The sequence below is a fragment of the Aestuariibaculum lutulentum genome (genome assembly GCF_032926325.1).
GTDB classification, from domain to species: Bacteria; Bacteroidota; Bacteroidia; order Flavobacteriales; family Flavobacteriaceae; genus Aestuariibaculum; species Aestuariibaculum lutulentum.
Genome location: NZ_CP136709.1, coordinates 452,308 through 474,599, shown reverse-complemented (window position 1 = coordinate 474,599; position 22,292 = coordinate 452,308). Strand labels below are relative to the sequence as shown.

18 protein-coding genes are annotated in these 22,292 nt (G+C 31.9%); 12 read left to right on the top strand and 6 right to left on the bottom strand.

Going from position 1 to position 22,292, the window contains the following annotated elements:
• Nucleotides 1-32 precede the first annotated feature (32 nt).
• The 5 genes from R1X58_RS02050 to R1X58_RS02030 are packed head-to-tail and all read left to right on the top strand — an operon-like array spanning nucleotide 33 to nucleotide 5,639.
• Nucleotides 33-1,334 carry an O-antigen translocase gene (locus R1X58_RS02050; protein WP_240571700.1) on the top strand — a complete coding sequence of 434 codons (1,302 nt, stop codon included), beginning with the start codon at nucleotides 33-35 and terminating at the stop codon, nucleotides 1,332-1,334.
• A gap of 15 nt (nucleotides 1,335-1,349) precedes the next feature.
• Nucleotides 1,350-2,306, top strand: coding sequence for a FemAB family protein (locus R1X58_RS02045; RefSeq protein WP_240571699.1), 957 nt, complete (start codon nucleotides 1,350-1,352; stop codon nucleotides 2,304-2,306).
• Nucleotides 2,306-3,409: a DegT/DnrJ/EryC1/StrS family aminotransferase gene (locus tag R1X58_RS02040; protein ID WP_240571698.1), complete on the top strand. Its 1,104-nt coding sequence runs from the start codon at nucleotides 2,306-2,308 to the stop codon at nucleotides 3,407-3,409. Before R1X58_RS02045 ends, R1X58_RS02040 begins: the two co-directional genes overlap by 1 nt.
• A 3-nt stretch (nucleotides 3,410-3,412) precedes the next feature.
• Entirely contained in the window at nucleotides 3,413-4,906 is a 1,494-nt protein-coding gene (locus R1X58_RS02035; RefSeq protein WP_240571697.1) for an oligosaccharide flippase family protein, read from the top strand.
• A complete protein-coding gene (locus R1X58_RS02030; protein WP_240571695.1) occupies nucleotides 4,893-5,639 on the top strand; it encodes an acyltransferase in 747 nt (248 codons plus the stop codon). Before R1X58_RS02035 ends, R1X58_RS02030 begins: the two co-directional genes overlap by 14 nt.
• A gap of 2 nt (nucleotides 5,640-5,641) precedes the next feature.
• Here R1X58_RS02030 and R1X58_RS02025 read toward each other — a convergent pair whose 3' ends face one another.
• A complete protein-coding gene (locus tag R1X58_RS02025; RefSeq protein ID WP_240571693.1) occupies nucleotides 5,642-6,136 on the bottom strand; it encodes a DapH/DapD/GlmU-related protein in 495 nt (164 codons plus the stop codon).
• Nucleotides 6,133-7,275 (bottom strand): glycosyltransferase, encoded by a 1,143-nt coding sequence (locus tag R1X58_RS02020; protein ID WP_240571692.1) that lies wholly within the window; start codon nucleotides 7,273-7,275, stop codon nucleotides 6,133-6,135. Before R1X58_RS02020 ends, R1X58_RS02025 begins: the two co-directional genes overlap by 4 nt.
• A 36-nt stretch (nucleotides 7,276-7,311) precedes the next feature.
• On the opposite strand from R1X58_RS02020, the gene R1X58_RS02015 reads away from it, so the two are divergent.
• The gene (locus R1X58_RS02015) at nucleotides 7,312-8,154 is read left to right on the top strand and encodes a glycosyltransferase family A protein (protein ID WP_240571689.1); all 843 of its coding nucleotides are present in this window, start codon (nucleotides 7,312-7,314) and stop codon (nucleotides 8,152-8,154) included.
• A 1-nt stretch (nucleotide 8,155) separates the two neighbouring features.
• Entirely contained in the window at nucleotides 8,156-8,572 is a 417-nt protein-coding gene (locus R1X58_RS02010; RefSeq protein ID WP_240571688.1) for a sugar 3,4-ketoisomerase, read from the top strand.
• Here R1X58_RS02010 and R1X58_RS02005 read toward each other — a convergent pair.
• The 4 genes from R1X58_RS02005 to R1X58_RS01990 are packed head-to-tail and all read right to left on the bottom strand — an operon-like array spanning nucleotide 8,555 to nucleotide 11,805.
• On the bottom strand, nucleotides 8,555-9,490 hold the full coding sequence (locus R1X58_RS02005) for a glycosyltransferase family 2 protein (RefSeq protein WP_240571687.1): 936 nt from the start codon (nucleotides 9,488-9,490) through the stop codon (nucleotides 8,555-8,557). The two genes, R1X58_RS02010 and R1X58_RS02005, sit on opposite strands and share 18 nt — an antisense overlap.
• Nucleotides 9,490-10,380 (bottom strand): glycosyltransferase family 2 protein, encoded by an 891-nt coding sequence (locus R1X58_RS02000; RefSeq protein WP_240571686.1) that lies wholly within the window; start codon nucleotides 10,378-10,380, stop codon nucleotides 9,490-9,492. The genes R1X58_RS02005 and R1X58_RS02000 overlap by 1 nt, the downstream gene beginning before the upstream one ends.
• Nucleotides 10,381-11,118, bottom strand: coding sequence for a class I SAM-dependent methyltransferase (locus R1X58_RS01995; protein ID WP_240571685.1), 738 nt, complete (start codon nucleotides 11,116-11,118; stop codon nucleotides 10,381-10,383). It lies immediately after the preceding gene.
• 3 nt (nucleotides 11,119-11,121) lie between these two features.
• Entirely contained in the window at nucleotides 11,122-11,805 is a 684-nt protein-coding gene (locus tag R1X58_RS01990) for a cell division ATP-binding protein FtsE (RefSeq protein ID WP_240571684.1), read from the bottom strand.
• Nucleotides 11,806-12,026: 221 nt separating this feature from the next.
• On the opposite strand from R1X58_RS01990, the gene R1X58_RS01985 reads away from it, so the two are divergent.
• The 5 genes from R1X58_RS01985 (at nucleotide 12,027) to R1X58_RS01965 (ending at nucleotide 22,276) form a co-directional block, all read left to right on the top strand.
• Nucleotides 12,027-15,053, top strand: coding sequence for a tetratricopeptide repeat protein (locus R1X58_RS01985; protein WP_240571682.1), 3,027 nt, complete (start codon nucleotides 12,027-12,029; stop codon nucleotides 15,051-15,053).
• Nucleotides 15,054-15,084: 31 nt separating this feature from the next.
• Nucleotides 15,085-16,815: a porin family protein gene (locus R1X58_RS01980; RefSeq protein ID WP_240571680.1), complete on the top strand. Its 1,731-nt coding sequence runs from the start codon at nucleotides 15,085-15,087 to the stop codon at nucleotides 16,813-16,815.
• A gap of 194 nt (nucleotides 16,816-17,009) precedes the next feature.
• Nucleotides 17,010-17,564 carry an RNA polymerase sigma-70 factor gene (locus R1X58_RS01975; RefSeq protein WP_240571678.1) on the top strand — a complete coding sequence of 185 codons (555 nt, stop codon included), beginning with the start codon at nucleotides 17,010-17,012 and terminating at the stop codon, nucleotides 17,562-17,564.
• Between the two features lie 90 nt (nucleotides 17,565-17,654).
• Nucleotides 17,655-18,851, top strand: coding sequence for a FecR family protein (locus R1X58_RS01970; RefSeq protein ID WP_240571675.1), 1,197 nt, complete (start codon nucleotides 17,655-17,657; stop codon nucleotides 18,849-18,851).
• A 173-nt stretch (nucleotides 18,852-19,024) separates the two neighbouring features.
• Complete coding sequence (locus R1X58_RS01965; RefSeq protein ID WP_240571674.1) at nucleotides 19,025-22,276, top strand: SusC/RagA family TonB-linked outer membrane protein; 3,252 nt, start codon at nucleotides 19,025-19,027, stop codon at nucleotides 22,274-22,276.
• Nucleotides 22,277-22,292: the final 16 nt, after the last annotated feature.

Here is a 22,292-nt window from a genome sequence, read left to right as displayed (position 1 = left end):
CATTAACAAACCAGTTAACTTATTTCGATTAATTGAAAAAATTAATAGATTACATAAACGATAACGTTTTAATTAAAGTTACTTCGTTACAAACGACTTCTGTTGTTACCCGATTAATAGCTGGGATATTAACATCTAAAGCTATTGCGGTGTTTATTGGTCCAGTGGGGTTGGCCTTAATTGGAAATCTTCAGAATTTTGTAAGTGCATTTCAAACGGTGTCTGTCGTAGGTTTGTATAATGGCACTGTTAAATATATTTCAGAATTAAAAGAAAGTGTTACCGAGTTAAGTAAGGTGGTTTCCACTGTGTTTTATGTGGGTTTTATTTCTACGGTGTTGGTTTCTTTCTTTTGTTATTTCAACGCCGATTTAATAAATAATCTCATATTTCCTTCCTATAATAATTACGCATTTGTTATAAAAGTATTCGCATTTGTTTTGCCGTTTTATACGTTGAATATGTTTTCATTTTCTATAATGAATGGGTTTTCGAAGTATAAAATTCTTATAGTTATAAATATTATAGGACAGATATTAAGCATGTCCGTCGCACTGTTGTTAATTTATCAAAATGCGATAAAAGGGGCTTTAATATCAGTAGCTATTGCTGAATCTTTGATATTCTTGATAACCTTAGTTGGAATTATAAACAGAAGAAGCTTAATACCTCTTATAAAGGTAAAAAGTGTGAGTTTTAGGTTTTTAAAACAAATGAGTTCATACTCGTTAATGGCATTGTTTTCAGCTGTTCTTCTGCCTTTAGTTGCCATTGCTATACGAATGTATATCATGGAACATGTCGGATACAAAGACGCTGGATTTTGGGAAGCTATGACACGAATATCGAAGTACTATTTAATGATGGTTACATCTCTAATGGCACTTTATATTTTGCCTCGTTTTTCAGAAATTGAAGATGTGAAGGAATTTAGAAAAGAAGTTTTTGGTTTTTATAAACTTATAATTCCTGTTTTAGTTGTCGGATTTATAGCTATTTATTTCCTAAAGGGTATTATTGTAAATGTAATTTTAACAGAAGAATTCCGCCCGGTAGAAGACTTGTTTTTATGGCAGTTGTTGGGTGATTTCTTAAAAGTGTTATCAACTGTTATTGCCTATCAGTTTCTTGCAAAGAAAATGTTCTGGCATTATATTTTAACGGAAGCTTTTTTAATTATAGCGCTGTATACAACCAGTATATTTTTTATCGATTTGTTCGATAGTGTTGAAGGTGCTGTTGTAGCTCATTTTGTTACTTATATAATGTACTACGGAATAATTTTGCTCATTTTTGGAAGTTCATTGTTTGGGGTTGTGAGTCATGAAGAATAACTTAAGAATTTAGCAATGCAAGGACATTTTGATGATTTTAAAGTTGTAAAGTATTCTAAGGAATATTATGAACAATGGAATGATTTTGTTGCTAAGTCAAAAAATGGAACCTTTTTATTTCATAGAGATTTTATGGAATATCACAGTGATCGTTTTGAAGATTTTTCACTGCTGATATTTCAAAGGAATAAATTGCAAGCTATTTTACCAGCTAATAAATCTGGACAGGAAATATATTCACATCAAGGATTAACTTATGGAGGAGTGCTATTACCAAATAACATATCGGTAGTTAAAGTATTTTCTGTTTTTGAAGTAATTCAAAAATATTGTAAACAAATTAATATTTCCAAAATTACAATAAGGGAAATTCCTGAATTCTACTGTGATAAGCCTACTTCAGAGATTTCTTTTATAATTGGCCAAAAATATAGTTTGTTTCAGCGTCAAATGGTTTTAGCTATTGATTTTGAAAAAGGGTTTAGTATCCATAAAACTAAACTTAAACATTATAAAAAGGGAAGGGATGTTGGTTTTGAGATTAAAGAAGATGATACTTTTGATGAATTCTGGATAAATGTTTTACAACCCAGATTGTTAGAAAGATTTAATTCAAAACCTGTTCATAGATTAGAAGAAATAACTCTGTTAAAAAGAAATTTTCCTAAGAATATAAAACAATTCAATATTTATTTAGGGAATCAAATTTTGGCAGGTATTACTATTTTTGAAAATAAGAATGTTGTTAAATCTCAGTATGGAGCAACAACTTCAGAGGGTGAAAGATTTCGGGCATTAGATTATTTGTTTTTATTTTTAATAGATAAATATAAGGAAGAGGGCAAAAAGTTTTTTTCTATGGGGACTATTAGCGATAATAGTATTAAAGGGTATAATGAGGGCTTATTAAAACAAAAGGAAGAGTTTGGTTGTAATGTTTATTTACAAGATTCCTTTAGCATAGATTTATAATGATTAAGTTTTTAGATTTACATAAGCTAAATAGCAGATTTGAAAACGATTTTTTAACAGTTTTCAAGTCTTTTCTAGATTCAAGCAACTACATTTTAGGGGAAGAGGTTGAAGCTTTCGAAAAGGAATTTGCCCAATTTTGTGGTGTGCAATATTGTATTGGAGTGAGTAATGGCTTGGATGCTATTATGCTTATTTTTGAAGCATATAAAATTCTTGGTTATTTAAGAGAGGGAGATGAAGTTATAGTTCCTGCAAATACTTATATCGCTACGATATTAGCAATAAGTAATTCTGGTTTAAAACCTGTTTTAGTTGAGCCTCTTTATTCAACATTTAACATTAATCCTCAAAATATAGAACAGAAAATTAATTCTAAAACAAGGGCAATACTTGGTGTTCATCTATATGGCCAGTTATACGATTTTGATTCCTTAGAAAAAATTTGTAAAAAGTATAATTTACTTTTAATTGAAGACGCAGCCCAGGCTCATGGGGCTTCGAGAAAGGATGGACGAAAAGCAGGTAATGTTTCAGATGCCGGGGCTTTCAGTTTTTATCCTACAAAGAATTTGGGGGCTTTAGGTGATGGAGGAGCTGTAACAACAAATAATAAAGATCTGGCCGAGTTGGTTGTGAAACTTCGAAATTATGGAAGAACATCAGCTTACATTAATAAAGAAAAAGGGTTTAATTGTAGGTTAGATGAAATACAGGCTGCGTTTTTAAGAATAAAACTAAAGGAATTAAATAGCGATAATAGTAAGCGTCGTGATATTGCCAAATTTTATTTTAATAGGGTAAAATCGGAAAATATTTTACTTCCTTTTGTTTCGAATATTGAAGAGCACGTTTTTCATTTGTTTGTTGTAAGATGCTCTAAAAGAAACGAACTTAAAAAATATTTATTAAGTAAAGGCGTTGAAACGGCAATCCATTATCCTATTCCCGTCCATAAGCAGGAGGCGTACGCTGATTTAAAGGATTGTGAATTTCCTATTACCGAGCAGATTCATGATGAAGTTTTAAGCTTGCCAATGAACCCATTGTTATCGGATAAGGATTTGGAGATAATAATTAAAGCATTGGTAGAATTTGATTAACGTTTGAATTACGATAAAACATCATATAAACAAATTTTAAAATCAACTTCATTATTTGGAGGAGTACAGGTTTTTACTATTTTAATATCAGTCATCAAAACCAAGGTAGTTACTTTGTTAATAGGAGCTACAGGCTTTGGTATTTTAGGATTACTTACTACAACACTTAGGGTGGTGGTCGATTTTACTAAACTCGGGTTAGATACAAGTGCTGTTAAAGAGGTTTCTGAATACTATTCTGGAGAGAAAAAAAAGGAGTATAAAAAGTTTGTTTATATTTTAAAAAAGTTATTTTGGATAACAGGAGTTTTTGGGGCATTACTAACAATAATCTTTTCCAAATGGCTAAGCTTATGGACTTTTGGTGATTCAAAATATACTTATGCATTTATTTGGTTGTCTATTTCCGTTTTATTGGCTCAGTTAGCAAGTGGAAAAAAAGTTATACTTCAAGGCACTCATAAGTTAAGAAGATTGGCAAAGGCAAATTTATGGGGTAGTTTCTTAAGCCTTATTGTATCGGTCCCTTTATATTATTTTTTTAAACTTAATGGGATTGTACCTTCAATAGTAATAAGTTTCTTTATTAGTTACTTAGTTTTTTATTACTATGAAAAGGAAAAAGATAATGAAGTTCAGGATGAAAAATTGGGTCTTAAAGAGATTATTACAAAAAGTAAAGATGTTATTTTGCTGGGAGCAACAATGAGCCTTAACGCGCTTTTGGTGGCTTTAACATTATGGTTAATTCAAGTATATATTAGAGATAGTAGTGGGCTGGATACTGTTGGGTTTTATAATGCTGGTCTTTTGGTAATTAATTCATATGTAGGTATGGTTTTTAATGCTATGGGTACCGACTATTATCCTAGATTAGCTGCGATTAATAAAGATAAAGAGTTAATCAGTCGTTATGTTAATGAGCAAGCTGATATAGCTGTTTTAATAATTACTTGCGTTATTACTGTTTTTTTGACTTTTATACCTCAGATAATAACAGTTCTTTATACTAAGGAATTTTTTGGAATTAAAGGTTTGTTAACTTTTGGTATTTTAGGGACTTTATTTAAGGCAGTATCGTTTTCCTTAGGCTATGTAATAATTGCTAAAGGAGACAGAAAAGTTTTTTTGAAAACTTCGATAGGCTTTAATTTATTGATGTTTTTTTTATGTATTTACTCTTTTAGTTTAGGAGGATTGACAGGAGTTGGTGTAGGCCTATTAATTTATTATGTAATACATTTGGTTTCATTGAAGGTTATAATTCATAATTTGTATGGAATAACTTTGAGTAAATCTTTTTATAGAACATTCTTAATATGTTTTTGTATTTGCCTAATATCTTATTTAACAACATTTATTTCTCGGGGTATTCTTCGCTATCCAGTAATGCTAGTAGTGGTGGTTATATCTGTAATTTTTACGTGGAATGAGCTCCAAAAGAGAATTGATTTGAATTCAATTTTAAAGAATATATTTAACAGTGATAAAAATTAATCAAGGAATGTTATTGTCAAGAAAAAATATAAAGTTGATTTTATCTGTTAATTGGATAAAAACATTTTATTTTAATTTAAAAATGTTTCCTTTTGATGTTGCTATAAAATTGCCAGTCTTTTTTTATGGTAAAGTTAAATTATCAAGTCTTAGGGGAGAGGTGATAATTGATGCGCCGATAAAGAGAGGTATGATAGGTTTTGGGCAAAGATTCGAAAAAATGTCAGTGGAGAAGGGAATCTCTCAAGTTATAGTAAATGGTAAATTGGTTTTTAAAGGTCACGCTCATTTCGGTAAAGATGTTTTTTTTTGTGTAGAGGATAATGCATACTGTGAGTTTGGCTTTATGGGGTGTTTGGGATCTGATGTAAAATTGGTTTGCACTAAAGAGATAATTATAGGGGAGTGGGCTGGTATAGGTTATGAGTCTCAAGTAATTGATACCAACTCTCATCCTATGAAAAACACTCTTACAGGTCAGTATTATCCAATGAGTTCTTCAATTAGGATAGGAAATTATAATGCAATTTCCAATAGGGTATCAATTATGGGGGGGACAAAAACCCCAGATCATTGTGTAGTGGCTTCAAATAGTTTATGCAATGCTGATTACAGGCAATTTGAAAATAATGTATTGTTGGGAGGAATCCCGGCAAAATTAATTAAAACTAATTTCGCACGAGATTGGGAGATTGAAAAGGAGATGCTGAAAAAAGCTAAAAGGGTGTTATAGATTTATATTTTCTTATGTAACTTAGCAGGGTTACCAAACCAGATTTCATTATTTGGGATGTCCTTGTTTACATAAGTTAAAGCTCCTAAAATACTATTGTTTCCTATTGTGATTCCTTGATGGATAACACAATTGGTGCCTATAAAAACGTTTTGTCCAATATTGGCCCCACCAATTTGTTCTTTGTTAGTGTCAAGGTTGTTGGTCATGACCTTAGGGCAAATGTAAGTGTTGTCACCAACCTTCAATCCTCTGGCTAAAATACTATCATAGCGTATTGTTACGTTATTTCCAATTGTGCAGTTTCCCGAAGATGATACTCTAGAGTCGATATAGCAATTTTCTCCTATTATTGTTCCCTTTCTAAGTTCTACATAATTTTTTAAGATAGTATTGTCTCCAATGACTACATCATCTTCTATAATACAAAAAAAACCGATTTCAACATTTTTTCCAATTTTAGCTTTATTGGATATAATACTATTATTTATCATCATTTATTTTTCCAAGTTTTTAAATATGTGTTGGCAATATTAACATAATTATGTTCTTTTTCAATAAAACTTCTGGCGTTCCTTGAAATATTTTTAATCATATTAGGATTAAGAATAAGCCATTCAATTTTTTCGGCGATTTTATTAGAGTCTGGTAAGGCGTTAATAGCAACTGTATCTTCCTCAAGTTTGTAGTAGTCTAACCATTCTTGTTCTGCACCAGTAAAAACAACTTTTCCCTTAGCCATAGCTTCTAAAGCATTGTAGCCCTGATCGTAGGCATAAACCTGATCAAGCAAAATATGACAACTGTTGTATATTTTAATATATTCATTGTATGGAATATTTTCGGTAATAATAATTTCAACTTCATCAGGATACTTTTTTTTGATGATATTTAAAGCTTCATCGAAGAATTTATTACCTTTTTTTATGTAATTCATTCTGTTTATTCCATGAAAGATTTTAATTTTTCCATCGAAATTATTTTCAAGATATTGAATTTTATTGGTATTAATTGGGTTTGGGATTAACCCCAGATACTTTGGGTTATGTTTCAAGGGTAAATGGTAGTCTAAATCAGAAGCGATAACCCCTTTTGTGTTTTTATATAAAAATAAATGTAATTTTTTGTAGTGTTTATTTAGGTACATTAAAATAAAACGAAACTGTTTTTTTAATCTTGGGTCGTTTTGTAATGGGGTTAGAATAGAGTATTTGAATTTATTGTCGTAAGCGTATTTTACACTTATGTAATCTGTGCCACATGAAAGTAAAAATACTTTTCCGTTTTGTTTAAAAAGTTTTTTTAATAGCCAAATTTCTAATTTTGGGTGAGTTTTTAAGCTATTCTCATTAATGAGCTGAACAATGTCATAGTGCTTTAATTTTGGTAATATTTTATAAAATCTATAAGCATTTTCTAATTCTATAAAACTAATATTGGTGAGCCTATGTACAACTTTAGATAAATTAAAAAGAAATGATTTTGTAAAAAGGGAAGGGCTTATATCAATATCTATGGGGTAGTTTTTAAAATCATCTCCGCTACCAATTAGAGTAACATCATGATTTAATTTGGTTAGGCCTTCTTTTAATGAATTGTGTAATCTGCTATATTCACCTACTAATAAAATCTTCATTTAATTTTATACATTTGTTTCAAATATAGGTTTTAAATGGTTAATGTTGAAAATAAAGAAAAAGATCTGGAAATACTTATTTCAACAATGAATAGAACCTCATTAGGATTTCTTTCAAATATGTTTCCAGACGATTATATAAATTACAATATTTTAATTGTTAATCAGACTTCAAAGGCGAACATTTTAAAATCCAATTATTCAAATATTCGGGTAATTAATTCGTTTGAAAAAGGAATTTCGAAAAGTAGAAATTTAGCTATTCAAAATGCAAAAGCAGTGTATTGCTTGTTAGCTGATGATGATATACAATATCAGCAAAGTTTTTCTAAGAAAATATTAGATGCTTTTGTTGATTATAAAGAAGCAGATATTGTTACTTTTCAAATGATTAATGATAAAGGGGAATTATATAACAGATACCCAGATACAGTTAAACATGATAGAAAAACGGTTAGTACTGTAAATTCTGTGGTAATTGCATTTAGAAGAAAAAGCGTTGTTGAACATAATTTGTTTTTTAATAATTATTTTGGATTGGGATCTATATTTGAAACGGCTGATGAATACGTTTTTTTAAGAAGTTGTTTAAGAGCAAATCTTAATTTGTTTTATAAACCAATAATAATTTTAAAACACCCTTGTTATAGTTCAGGAACAGATGTGTCAAGTGATAAAGTTATTTTTGCCAGAAGTGCTGTTTTTTATAAATATAATGGAATTGTAACTTATTTTAAATTAGCTTATCATTTATTGTTGTTGTTAAAAAATAATGATTTATACTTCAGTCAACTTTTTATAAAGTACAAAGCAGGTCTTAAAGGGATTTTAAAATATAAATCTTTGCTAAGACAAGGATTAGAAATTAGAAATAGTTAATATGCATATTGAAAAGAATACATTTAGTTTAATAGAAATTCCTAAAATTATTGATGAAAAAGGTAGAGGAAACTTATCCGTTATAGAGAAGGATGGTGTCCCTTTCGATATTAAGAGAGTATATTATCTGTATGATGTGCCTAGCGATGCGTATCGAGGGGGACATGCGCATAAAGAGCAATTGGAATTGTTAATTGCTCTAAGCGGAAGCTTTGAGGTTGTTTTAGATAATGGTTTTGAGAAGAAAAAAGTAATGCTCAATAAACCAAATATTGGGTTGTTAATTCCAACTGGCGTCTGGAGAGAATTGGAGAATTTTTCATCTGGATCTGTATGCTTAGTGTTGGCGTCTGATGTTTTTAATGAAAATGACTATATTAGGAATTATAGTGACTTTAAATTATTTGTAGGCGCTTAAATAGATGTTGTTTTCTAAAAGAATACTCTGAATTTTTTTTATGAGTCTTAGAATATTATTGGGGCAATGTAATAATACTTTTTGCTTTAGATTAATATTATTAAAATCTATTTCAGATTTCAACTTTTCATAAAGTTGTTTTTCGTTATTCATTTTACATCTTAAAGCAACAGCATATCTATTTACATCAAGATATAGTTTTAATGATTTATTTTCCAGTTCATATGAACGATAGTTGTTTATAAAATTATAGCGTATCTCATTTCTTTCATATTTGGATAAACTGTTTTCTATGTTTTTTTTGTAGATCATCGTTATTCTGGGGTTGAAACAAACGTCATATTTAAGAGCAAATCGAATCCATAAATCTATATCTTCGGCGATTTCAAATTTAGAATTGAAAGCACCGATTGCTAAAAATGATGTTTTTTTGAAAGCCACTGCAGAAGTCCAGGCTACAGAATTTATAATGCTACTTTTAAAATAGTCTTTTATAATAATAGGAGAAGAGCTATAATTAAAATTAAATAGCGCAGGTTTAATAGTTTTGTTCTTGAATTCTATTTCATAATTATTGCAATATAAACCTGCATCAGGAAATAAATGAATTTGCTTTTTTAATTCTTCAAGATGGTTTGTGTGCCAAAAATCATCAGCATCTAGGAGGGCTATGTAATTTCCTTGTGATAAGCTTATACCATTGTTTCTCGCCGTTGACGCTCCTGAATTTTCCTGATTTATAATTTTAAATCTTTTATCACTGATTTCTTGTACTTTGCTTAGACTAGAATCTGTGGAGCCATCATTAATAATTATAACCTCAAAATCAGTAAAGGTTTGATTAATAACACTATTTAATGTTTTTGTTATGTTGTCTTCCTTGTTGAATAGAGGGATTATTACTGAAAAGAATGGCATTATTTTTTTAGATTAATATATGAAAAGTAGGTAATTCTAAAAAGGTCAAATAAGAAAAGATATGGTCGCCTTGAAATTAAATTGTATTTTAAGAGACCATCGAAAATAACGTGAAATCCTGCAAAAAGATAATTTAATTTAAACTTTTTTAAGGATATAAAAATGTTTAAAAAGGTTACAAAGTTGGGGTCGATAATTCCTGTTCGATATATTGAATTTAAGTTATTTAAAGCTTTTTGCGTTTTAACATAGTATACAGTATTTAAGTCTACGTCGTTATGCAGAACTGGATTGTCAATGTGGTACACCGAAGCATGATGTTTTTTTAAGTTAAATGCAAATATGGTGTCTTCATGCCCATATTCCTTAATGGTTTTATCAAAACCAATTTTGTTAAAAATCTCTTTTTTTATTAAAGTGTTATTAAAAAGTGTAGATTTATAAATGTTTTTATTTCTTTGGGTAGAGGTTGTGTCTTCCCTGTATGTTCCATATTTCCATCGCAGTTTTCTTGATGAGGATACAGTTTTTGGATGAATTCTTCCACCGTACACAACATCTGTATCTTTTTTTATAGCTTCAATATAATTTGAAATATAATTGTTATTTGGAAGTAATGAATCTCCATCTACAAATAAAAGTAAATTGTATTTTGAAGCATCGGCAAGTATATTTCGATTATTACTTAAGCCAACATTTTCAGAAAGCGTTTTAAATCTTGAATTATGTAGTTGGTTGATTTTGTTATTGTCTTTATTCAGGTCAGATTGAGAGCCATCATCAATACATATTATTTCGAACTCTATGTTGCACTCAAGAGCTTGTTTTTCCAATTGACAAGCAAGCGGATATACATTGTAATTATATGTAGGGATTAAAATTGATAGCATTTACTTTGTTACGATTAGAGTTGTTTCAGGAGAAAGAAAGCCGTAAATAACGTCATCATCAGTTTTTAAGAAATTAATAACTTTAACTTTAAAACCTGTTTGTTCCAATCTTAATTTAAGACCTTTAATTGAATAAACTCTTACATGATCATGTTGTCCGAAGTGAATATTTCTTTCTTCAGGAGTAACAACGGATACGTCTTCATAAATATCACCATCTTTAAAAGGGGTTTGAATATAAATTGTTCCTGTTGAATTTAAAACTCTGTAGAGCTCTTTCATGGCTTTTAGATCATCAACGATATGTTCTAAAATGTGATAACATATAATGGTGTCAAATTTAGAGTTTTCTTGGTTGATATCTGTAATATCAAATTTATATTCAGCTAAAAATTCATCTTCATAATCTGTGCTGAAATATGAAAGGGATTCAATTTTTTTAAGGTTTCTATACAGGCTTCTTGATGGTGAAAAATGAAGAATATTACCTGTTATGTGGTGGTTGTCATTTAATAGTTTCCATAAGCGTCGGTTTCGTGACAAACTACCGCAAGACGGACATAGCAAATCTCCATTCTTTAGTCTAATAAATTTACGTAGTTTATAATTGCAAATATTACATGTATGGTTATTGCCTAAATATAATAAACTATAAACCGATCTAAAAAACAATTCATTTTCAAAAAGTAATTTTTTTGGAATTAAAGCTGCAATGCTGTTTTTAATGAAGTCATACATAAACTACCCCTTCCTTTGCACCACTTCATACACCTGATTCTCGTCACATTTTAAGGTCTTGCTTGGGTATTTCAATAACAACGCATAATCGTGGGTAGCCATTAAAATAGTGTTGCCATTTTTGTTGATATCCTGAAGCACTTCCATCACCTCAATACTCGTTTGCGGATCTAGATTTCCTGTAGGTTCATCGGCAAGAATAAGCTCAGGATTATTAAGTAATGCTCTTGCAATGGCAATGCGTTGTTGTTCCCCGCCCGATAATTCGTGTGGAAACTTAAAGCCTTTTGTACTCATGCCAACTTTGGTTAAAACTTCTTCAATTCTGTTAGTCATCTCTTGCTTGTCTTTCCAGCCAGTTGCTTTTAAAACAAATAGTAAATTATCATTAACAGTACGATCTGTTAGAAGTTTAAAATCCTGAAAAACGACACCAAGTTTTCTACGTAAATAAGGGATGTCTTTCTCTTTTAAACCATTCAGGTTAAAATCTACAATATGTCCTTCACCTTTGGTAAGTGGTAAATCTCCATATAGTGTTTTCATAAAACTACTTTTACCAGTTCCTGTTTTTCCAATTAAGTAAACAAAATCTCCTTTATTTATTTCAACGTTTATGTTAGATAGTACTAAACTCTCTCCCTGAAATATAGAAGCATCTTTTAATTGTAAAATAGGATTTGACATAGGTTTTAAATGAAAAGTTTTTATGTGTTGTAAATGTATTATTTATAAGTTGAAACTTAAAAATTAATGTTTAAAAAGTTTTTTGGCTATAAGTTAAAACGCTGATTATCTCTCGTTATTTTTCAATTTTTAATAAGTCGGTTTATAATTATAGCACGATTATTGCGTTATACCTTTTATATAAATTATCTTTGATTTTAAATTAAAAAAACGAATCGTTAATGATTAAAATAAATAGTGTTTCTCTTTTGATGGCCCTCGGAATAAGCTATCAGATTTCAGCACAACAATCGGCTGTGTATACCAGCGATTTAGTAGATTATCAAAAGGCTTTGTCGCTTTATAATAATCAACAGTATATGGCAGCTCAGGCATTATTTAGTAATGTTAAGAAGCAGCATAAAGAAGAAGGTTTACAGTCTGATTGTACCTATTACATTGCCAATTGTGCTGTGCGTTTAAATCAGCAAAATGCCGATAAACTTGTAGAGCGTTTTGTTGAAGACTACCCAACAAGTACCAAAAGAAATACCGCCTATTTAGATGTAGCCGATTATTATTTTGCCAACGGAAAATATGCTTATGCCAGGAAGTGGTATGATAAAGTAGATGAAGGTGGTCTTGCTTACAGCGATAAAGAAAAGTTTTATTTTAATAACGGATATTCAGCTTTTGCAGCAAAGCAATATGGTGATGCCAGAAAGTATTTGTCGCGTGTAGAAAGCTCTAAAGAATATGGCTCTCAGGCTAAATATTACATTGGGTATATGGCTTATGAAGGAGACGATTATAAACAAGCGAATCAGTACTTCGATCAGGTTAGTGACCAGGAGCGTTACAAAGAAAAGCTGTCGTATTATCAGGCCGATTTAAATTTCAAACTTGGGAATTTTCAGAAGGCTATCGATTTAGCTAAAGCTCAGTTGAAAAAGAGTAATCGGGATGAGGTTTCCGAACTTTCAAAAATTATAGGAGAGAGTTATTTCAACCTTGAACAATATGCAGAAGCCATCCCATATTTAAAAGCCTATAAGGGTAAAAAAGGGAAGTGGAATAATACCGATTTTTATCAGTTAGGTTACGCGTATTATAAGCAAGGGGATTACGAAAATGCGGTTTCAGAATTCAATAAAATTATTGGTGGAACCAACAGCATTGCCCAAAATGCATATTATCATTTAGGAGAAAGCTACATAAAATTAGGTAAAAAGCAGGAGGCATTAAATGCTTTCAGAAATGCGTCTCAAATGGATTTCGATTTAAAAATTCAGGAAGATGCCTATTTAAATTATGCCAAAATTAGCTACGAGATTGGTAATGCGTATCAGTCGGCACCTCAGGTGTTAACCGGGTATTTAGACAAATATCCGAAATCGACACAACGTGAAGAAATAGAAACTTTATTGATCGATTCATATATTACTTCTAAAAATTATCAGGAAGCTCTGCGTTTATTAGAAGGGAAAAATAGTTTTGAAAATAAAGTGGCATATCAAAAAGTAGCATTTTATCGTGGTTTGGAATTGTATAACGATAATCAGTTTTTGGAAGCTCAGAAGATGTTTGAATCATCTCTTAAAGAACCACGTGATGCCAATTACACAGCCAGAGCAACATTCTGGAAAGCCGAAACAGATTATAATTTAACAAATTATGATCTTGCTTTAGTGGGTTTTAAGCAGTTTAAACAACAAAGTGGAGCAACGACAACACCTGAGTATGAAAATATTGATTACAATTTAGCTTATACCTATTTTAAACTTAAAAGTTACGATCAGTCTGCGAAGTTTTTCAGTTCCTTTATTGCTGCAACAAAGCAGCGCGATAATGTAAGGTTGAATGATGCATATCTACGTTTGGGAGATGCGTTTTTTGTGTCAAGTAGCTATCAGAATGCTATTAACGCCTACGAAAGTGCCATTAAATTAAACGCTATTGAATCGGATTACGCCTTCTTTCAAAAAGCGATTAGTGCAGGATATATAGGTAAAGATTCTAAAAAGATTAGCGAACTTGAAGAATTTATTTCAGCTTATCCAAAGTCTAAATTACGTGACGATGCCATGTACGAATTAGGTAATACTTTGGTTAAGGTGAATCAATCGGATAAAGCGATGCGTGCTTACGATCGATTAAATTCGGAATACCGAATGAGCTCGTTTGTGCCAAAATCATTATTGCGCCAAGGGTTAGTTTATTATAATGGAAACCAAAACGAACAGGCTTTAACTAAGTTTAAAAAAGTGGCAGCGGAATATGAAGGGGCACCTGAAGCCGTTCAGGCGGTAGCGACAGCACGACTTATTTACATAGATATGGGACGTGTTGATGAATACGCAAGTTGGGTAAAAACCTTAAATTATGTAGAGGTTACCGATGCCGATTTAGACAATGCAACCTATGAGGCAGCCGAAAAACAATATTTAGATAATAATGCCGATAAGGCTATTAAACAATTCAATGGGTATTTAAATCAGTTCCCTAACGGATTACATGTGTTGCAATCGCATTTTTATGTGGCTCAGTTGTACTACAAACAAAATTTATCGGCTAATGCAGCACCTCATTACGAGTATGTTGTTGGTGTGCCACAAAATGAATTTACAGAAGTTGCACTTTCTAGATTATCACAATATTATTTAGAACAAAAAGATTGGAACAAGGCCATGCCTTTACTTGAGCGTTTAGAGAGTGAGGCCAGCTTGCCTCAAAATGTCGTGTTTGCACAATCGAATTTAATGAAAGCTAATTACCAGTTAGAGCATTATAATGAAGCCGTTTCTTATGCCGAAAAGGTATTGTCGAATTCTAAGATTGATAATAAAATTCAGGGTGATGCCCATATTATTATTGCACGATCAGCGATGAAAACGGGTAATGAAGCTAAGGCTAAAACGGCATATGCACAGGTTGAAGCTGTGGCCACCGGCGAAACAGCAGCCGAAGCTCTTTACTATAATGCTTACTTTAAAAATAAGTCAGGTAGTTATGAAGCTTCAAATGTTGCGGTGCAAAAATTGGCTAAAGATTATTCAGGGTATAAGTATTATAGTGCCAAAGGTTTGGTGTTAATGGCAAAGAATTTTTATCAGCTAAACGATGCTTTTCAGGCGACTTATATTTTAGAAAGTGTGATTGAAAACTTTAAAGAGTTTGACGATGTGGCAGAAGAAGCAAGTAAAGAATTAAGGGCTATAAAGGCAAATGAGGCCAAAACCAATTCGTCTGTTCAACCTGAAGGTAATTAACCCCGAAATCTAAAAACGAAAACAAGAACTTATGCGAAAGCAAATCAAACATATTTTAACTGCTGCGGTAACCTTTACAGGTGTGGCAGCATTTTCACAAAATAACCCGAAAGATACTTTAAACACAGGAGTTATTGATGTAGTTAAACCGTATACACCAACAATTTCCGATGCGTTTAAGGTGAAGGAAGTGCCAACTTTAGATGATAAAACTACCGAAACTAAAAAGGATATTAAATATAATATTTTTTCATTTCCGGTAGCTTCAACATTCACACCGGCAAAGGGGAAGGCAGAAGGTATTGAAAAGGCTAAACCAATAAAATTATTTGATAATTATGCTACTTTGGGTGTAGGCTCTTATACAACACTTATAGGTGAGTTGTATGTAAACCATGCGTTAAGTAGAACTGAAACCGTAGGAGGGTATTTTAGCCATCATTCTTCTGGTGGAGGAATTGCCGATCTTGTTTTAGATGATAATTTTTCAGATTCTAAAATCAACGTGAATTATGCTTCGCGTTTACGATACATGTCCTGGAAATTGGAAGGAGGCTTCCAGCATCAAAACTATAATTGGTATGGTGTTCCAGAATCTCAGATCGATCAGGTGCAGCTTGACGGTATTCAGGTAGATCATAAATTTAATAATGCTTATGTTGGCGGAGACATCACCTTTGAAGATACCTATTTAAACTCAGGAACTGCGTTGTTCAGGCATTTTGGAGATAATATGGGGTCTGGTGAAAATCGCTTTGTTTTAACTGGTAAAGCCGATATTCCTATTAATTATGAAGAAATAGCAACCGAACTTAAAATTGATTATCTAGGGGGGCGTTTCGATAGAAGTTATAATCTGGAAGAAGAAATAAAATATAGTAATTTTCAAATAGGCTTGTCGCCAACCTATCAGTTAAAACAAGACGATTTAACTTTAGATTTGGGGGTGTCTGTTTATTTTATGAGCGATATTGAAGCCAGCGATAATAAACTGTTTATTTATCCAAATATTTCGGCAAGTTACAGATTGGTAAGTGAGGTGTTAATTGCATATGGGGGAATTCAAGGTGACTTACAACAAAATTCATATTACGATTTTGCTAAAGAAAATTCGTTTGTGTCTCCCACATTATTTGTTCAGCCTACCGATCAGTTATATAATGCATTTGCTGGAATAAAAGGAAAAGTTACCAGTAATATGAGCTATAAGTTTGCCGGCCACTATATTTCAGATAAGAGTAAAGCCTTATTTAAAAACAATGCTATTCAAACAGAAAATCAAATGAATTATTCTTACGGAAATTCTTTTGGTGTTGTTTACGATGATATGAAATCGTTTGGTGTATCTGGAGAATTAAGTGTCGACCTAAATCGAAACTTTACGGCATCGTTGAAAGGACAGTATTTCGCATATTCAACTAATAACGAGGAGGAGGCCTGGAACTTGCCAGATTTTAAAGGTTCGTTGTTCTTAGATTACCAGATAGATGAAAAATGGTTTGCAGGAGCTAATATTTATTTTGTAGGTAAACGTAAGGATCAATATTACGTTGCCGATCCACTTGTAAATTCAACACCGATAACAATTAGTTTAGATGGCTATTTTGATGCTAACGCTCATGTAGGTTATCATATCACAGAACAGCTTTCCATTTTTGCTAAAATGAATAATATGGTGAGTCAAGGTTATCAACGTTGGCAAAACTTCCCGGTACAAAGTTTTCAGGCCTTGGCCGGAGCAACTTATAAATTCGATTTTTAAAAAAAACTTTTTCATATACTCAAAGAAGCCTGCGATGAGTCGCAGGCTTTTGTGTTTGTAAGGGTTTTTGTGTTATTTTGTCCACCTGGATTTTTATCTTTTAAAAATGTTAGATTGACACTTTGTTTTAATAAAAGAAAATTTATATTTATTAAATTTTTAACAAAAGCCTTAATTCTATAAACTAATTTAACTTGATAGCTGAAAATTCAGAAATTACAGCAAAATCATTCAAAGGGATATATTATTCCATGTATCCACGATTACTTTCATTTAGTTTAAAATATGTAAACGATCAATTTGTTGCAGAAGAGGTTGTGGAGGAATGCATGCTGTATTTATGGGAGAGAAGAAAGGACCTGCAAAACATAAAAGATTTAAAGTCTTACCTGTACACTATGGTAAAAAACAGGTGTTATGCTTATCTTAGAAATAACTATAAAGAAATACCATTAGAGGCTGTAAATACCGAGTTGCTTTCTCAGGAAGATCAGTTTATCATCGAAGAAGAAACTCATGCTATTTTGATGAAGGCTGTTGAGGAATTGCCAGAAAAATGCAAAAAAGTATTCAAAATGTCTTGTATTGATGGTATAAAATATAAAGATATCGCAGCAGAGATGGATATTACAGTAAATACTGTTAAATCTCAGAGATCAAGGGCTATTGAGCTTCTTAAACGAAGCTTAAAAGATCAATCATTTGTTGTGATTTATTTATCAATTTTGTTAAAAACACAAATTTTTTAAAAATTTTTTCCACCCATTCCGTATTTATTTTACTCTTACTATAAAAACATTGTATTATTAATAAATTGATAATGTTTTAGTGAACTAAATATGAGCAGAAAATTGTATTCAAAATATAAAATTGCCGAGTTGATTAGTAAATCTCTAATGGGGACTATAGAATCGACGGAACAAGCAGAGCTTGATACCTGGCTGCAGAATGAAGAAGCTTCCAAGTTGTACAACGAAATTTGCAATCAAAACAAATTGAGCGATAAATATGAATTTTATCAATCTTTAAATACCGATAAAAATTTCAATCAACTTCAACAAAAGATTAAAAAATCTAGCAGGGTAAGACAAATTAAAAGCGTATTAAAGTATGCAGCTGTTGTGGTTATCCTTCTTGGGGTAACTTTTTATTGGCAAAATCGAGCTTCAGAGCAAGAACAGAAAGTATCTCAGGAAATATTAAATGAAATTAAACCAGGGTATTCTCAAGCGACCTTGATTTTGGCTGATGGTACCGAAATCGCTTTAGATTCACATAAAAATGAGAGTATTCAAACCAATGGAGTAAGTTCTATTCAAAATAAAGATAACGTTCTTGAATATAAAGAATCAAATCAAGAAGCTTTAGCTTCGGTAGGTTATAATACCTTACATGTGCCACATGGTGGAATTTATAGTGTGGTATTACCGGACGGAACCAAAGTTTGGGTGAATTCGGCATCATCAATTACCTATCCAGAAGCTTTTACAGGAAACACCAGAGAAGTTGAATTGTCTGGGGAAGCTTATTTTGATGTGGTTAAAAGTGATAAGAAGTTTATTGTTAAAACAAATACGTTAAATGTTACTGTTTTAGGTACTTCTTTTAATGTAAGTGCATACGATGATGACGAATTTTTCGCAACAACTTTGGTAGAAGGAAAAGTAGAGTTAACATCTCAACACGCTGGTAGTATTGTGTTAGAGCCAAATCAGCAAGGTTATTACATAAAAGGAAACAATCATATTCAATTAAACCAAAAAATAAGTGTTAGAAACTATACATCATGGAAAGATGGTAAATTTTATTTCGAACACGAACCACTGGAAAACATACTAAAAAAATTAGGCAGATGGTATGATTTTAAAGTGAATTTTGAGGAAGACAAAATTAAAAAAGTGGTATTTACTGGGGTTGCTCGAAAGGATAATGAGTTGAGAAGCTTAATGGATATGATTGCAAAAACAGCACGAATAGATTATAAAGCATATAAAAACCAAAATAAGACTATTGAAGTGAAAATATTGAAAAAATAACAGTGAAAAAAAACCGATTGATATTGGCAGTATCAACCGGTTGTAAAATGCTGTTGATTAACTAAGTGACTAAAAATAATTAACCAATTTTAACACGTAAATGTATGAAAAAAAACTTTTCAAGAGAAACGTATTTTCTTCTCAGGCGATTCATGCCACAAATTCTAAGCATTATGAGGCGATCAATGTACTTGTTTATTATTTTATTCAATATCGGTGCTTTTGCATTTTCACAAAAAATCACATTAAATCTCAATGGCGTTACTCTCCATGAAGCCTTAAGAACAGTTGGGGATAAGGCTAATATCGATTTCTTTTATAGTGATGATGAGTTAGATATTAATAGAATTGTTAATGTAGAATTTGTTGATACTGATGTAGAAGTAATTGTTACATCTTTAATAGGTGCTGGTTTCAGATTAGAAGAGCAAAGTAACGGCTTATATTTAATTGTACCAGTGGAAGAAATACAACAGGGAACCCTGGTTAGTGGTGTGGTTACCGATGAAATCGGTCAGCCTTTACCGGGAGTAACTGTTTTAGTAAAAGAAACCAAAAAAGGTGTTAGTACCGATTTTGATGGTAATTATAAGATTATAGTTGAAAAGGGACAAACGCTGGTATTTAGCTATGTTGGTTTTAAATCTCAAGAATTAGTTTACGAAAATCAAAAAAGTATAACTGTCAAGCTTTCCGAAGATATCTCGGCTTTAGATGAGGTCGTTGTTACGGGTATTGTAGAGCGTAAAAAAGATACCTACACAGGAGCAGTAAATACTGTAAGTGGAGAAGAACTTAAAGCTATTGGTAATGTTAATGTAATAGAAAGTTTAAAAACATTAGACCCTTCCTTTATAGTTCTCGAGAATAATCTTCAGGGATCTAACCCTAATGTGCTGCCAAACATTGAGGTAAGAGGGAAAACGAGTATTTCTAACGAAGACTTAAGAGACGAGTATGGAGCCGATCCAAACAGTCCTTTATTTATTTTAGATGGATTTGAAACCAACCTCCGTACCATTGTAGATTTAGATATGAACCGTGTGGCTTCCATTACTATTTTAAAAGATGCTGCTTCTACTGCTTTATATGGTTCTAAAGCTGCAAATGGTGTTGTTGTTGTAGAAACGATTAAACCCAGAGAAGGTCAAATTCAAGTAAGTTATACGGGTGATTTTACTGTAGAGGTTCCAGATTTAAGTGATTATAACTTAATGAATTCAACAGAGAAATTAGAATATGAGCGCTTAGCAGGTATGTGGACTTATTATATACCAGATATGCAAGTACAAATAAGATATGATGAATTATATAACGAAAGGTTAGCCGATATCCTTAGGGGGGTTGATACCTATTGGTTAAGTGAGCCGGTTCGTACAGCGGTATCGCAAAGGCATTCTGTTACAGGAAGTGGAGGTTCTGAAGCACTTCGTTTTAATGCAGGATTTAACTATCGCGATGGTCAAGGTGTTATGAAAGGTTCTGGTCGTGATACCTGGGGAGGTAATGTCGATTTAATTTATCGTAATGGTAAAGTGAATATATCTAATAGATTATATGTAAGTGGGTATCAAGCCGAAGAATCTAATTATGGTTCATTTTCAAATTTTGCCAATGCTAATCCTTACTATAGAAAATATAATGAGTTTGGTGAAATTACACGATATTTAGATAATTCACTACGAGGTGATTTGGTAAATCCGTTATATCAAACATTATTAAATAGTAGCGATCAAACGAACGGGTTTAGCATCCAAAATAACTTTGGGGCGATTATAGATCTTACTTCAAAATTAAGATTGCAAGGAGGGCTTCAAGTAAGAAAGTCTTTAACAGAAAGAGAAGTATTTGTCGATCCGGAAGATCCAAGATTTGACGATAATAGTTTTTTCGAAAAAGGAACTTACAACAATACAGAAACTCAGGCTTTTAGTTATATGGCTAATGCGATGTTAGTTTATAACAATGTTTTTGCAGAAAAGCACAGTTTAACCGTTAACTTTAGAACTGAAATTGAAGAACAAAATAATGAGGTTTATGGTACTAAAGCTGTAGGATTTCCAGCGGGAGCAAATCCTAACCCTAGTTTCTCATTTAGCTATAGTCCCGATTCAAAACCTAGCTATTCAACAAGAAAATACCGTCGTAATAACGTTATGGGATCTTTAAATTATTCTTATGACAAACGTTATTTAGTAGATTTTAACTATCGTTTAGATGGATCAACAGCTTTTGGGTCTAACGAACAATTTTCGCCATTCTGGTCGGCAGGTTTTGGTTGGAATATTCATAATGAAAAAGGATTTAATTCTAATACTATAAACTTATTACGTTTAAAACAAACCTTTGGTTATACAGGTAATCAAAATTTAGGTAGTGTTGCTTCAACATCTGTATATGCTTACGGAAATACTATTAATATACTTGGTGTAGGGACAGAGCTGGTGACTTTTGCAAACGCTAATCTGGAATGGCAACGTACCTACGATACCAACTTAGGTTTAGATTTTGGTCTATTTAACAATAGGTTAGACGGACAGTTTAACTTGTATAGAAAAAATACCGATCCGTTAATTGTGCCAGTTAGTTTAGCATCATCAACAGGTCTTGTAGGTTACCCATTAAATGTAGGTCGATTAGAAGTTAGAGGTTTTGAAGCACTTATAAATTATAAAGTGATTAACAATACCCAAAAAGACTTTATGTGGCGTGTTGGTTTAACAGGAGCTACCGCTAAAACAGAATACGATGGTTTTGGAAACAAACTTCAGGATTTAGATGAAGATGCTATTGCAAGTGGCTCTTTATTAAGATACAGAGACGGTTATAGCCCAGACGATATATGGGCAGTACCATCTATGGGTATCGACCCTGCAACAGGTAAAGAAGTGTTTTTAAAGAAAAACGGACAAACCACTTTCGATTATGATTACCAAGACGAAGTGGTAGTTGGAAATTCAAGACCAACGTTTGAAGGTGTGTTTAGTAATTTTGTTAGTCTTAAAGGATTCACCCTTGGTGTAAATTTAAGATACCGTTTTGGTGGTCAACAATTTAACAATGCCCTATTTAATAAGGTAGAAAATATTGGTTATTGGGGCGTTATTAACAACCAGGATAAAAGAGCACTTTACGATAGATGGCAACAGCCTGGAGACCTGGCTCAATTCAAAGATATTTCAGATACCGATTCAGTGCCAATTTCTTCACGATTTGTACAAGATGAGAATGTCATCATTGGTGAGTCTATCAATTTTGGATATAGAGCAACAAATAAAGGCTGGATTGAGGCTATCGGAATGAAATCGTTACGTTTTAACGCATACATGAACAATATATTTAGAGTGTCTTCGGTATTAGCAGAAAGAGGTATAGATTATCCTTTTGCACGTTCGGTATCGTTTAGTATTAACGCAACATTTTAATAAGTAAACTATAAAA

Coding starts and splice junctions, on each gene's coding strand:
- R1X58_RS02045 (WP_240571699.1), top strand. CDS start 1,350: ATGCAAGGACATTTTGATGATTTTAAAGTTGTAAAGTATTCTAAGGAA.
- R1X58_RS02040 (WP_240571698.1), top strand. CDS start 2,306: ATGATTAAGTTTTTAGATTTACATAAGCTAAATAGCAGATTTGAAAAC.
- R1X58_RS02025 (WP_240571693.1), bottom strand. CDS start 6,136: ATGATGATAAATAATAGTATTATATCCAATAAAGCTAAAATTGGAAAA.
- R1X58_RS02020 (WP_240571692.1), bottom strand. CDS start 7,275: ATGAAGATTTTATTAGTAGGTGAATATAGCAGATTACACAATTCATTA.
- R1X58_RS02015 (WP_240571689.1), top strand. CDS start 7,312: ATGGTTAATGTTGAAAATAAAGAAAAAGATCTGGAAATACTTATTTCA.
- R1X58_RS02010 (WP_240571688.1), top strand. CDS start 8,156: ATGCATATTGAAAAGAATACATTTAGTTTAATAGAAATTCCTAAAATT.
- R1X58_RS02005 (WP_240571687.1), bottom strand. CDS start 9,490: ATGCCATTCTTTTCAGTAATAATCCCTCTATTCAACAAGGAAGACAAC.
- R1X58_RS02000 (WP_240571686.1), bottom strand. CDS start 10,380: ATGCTATCAATTTTAATCCCTACATATAATTACAATGTATATCCGCTT.
- R1X58_RS01995 (WP_240571685.1), bottom strand. CDS start 11,118: ATGTATGACTTCATTAAAAACAGCATTGCAGCTTTAATTCCAAAAAAA.
- R1X58_RS01990 (WP_240571684.1), bottom strand. CDS start 11,805: ATGTCAAATCCTATTTTACAATTAAAAGATGCTTCTATATTTCAGGGA.
- R1X58_RS01985 (WP_240571682.1), top strand. CDS start 12,027: ATGATTAAAATAAATAGTGTTTCTCTTTTGATGGCCCTCGGAATAAGC.
- R1X58_RS01980 (WP_240571680.1), top strand. CDS start 15,085: ATGCGAAAGCAAATCAAACATATTTTAACTGCTGCGGTAACCTTTACA.
- R1X58_RS01970 (WP_240571675.1), top strand. CDS start 17,655: ATGAGCAGAAAATTGTATTCAAAATATAAAATTGCCGAGTTGATTAGT.
- R1X58_RS01965 (WP_240571674.1), top strand. CDS start 19,025: ATGAGGCGATCAATGTACTTGTTTATTATTTTATTCAATATCGGTGCT.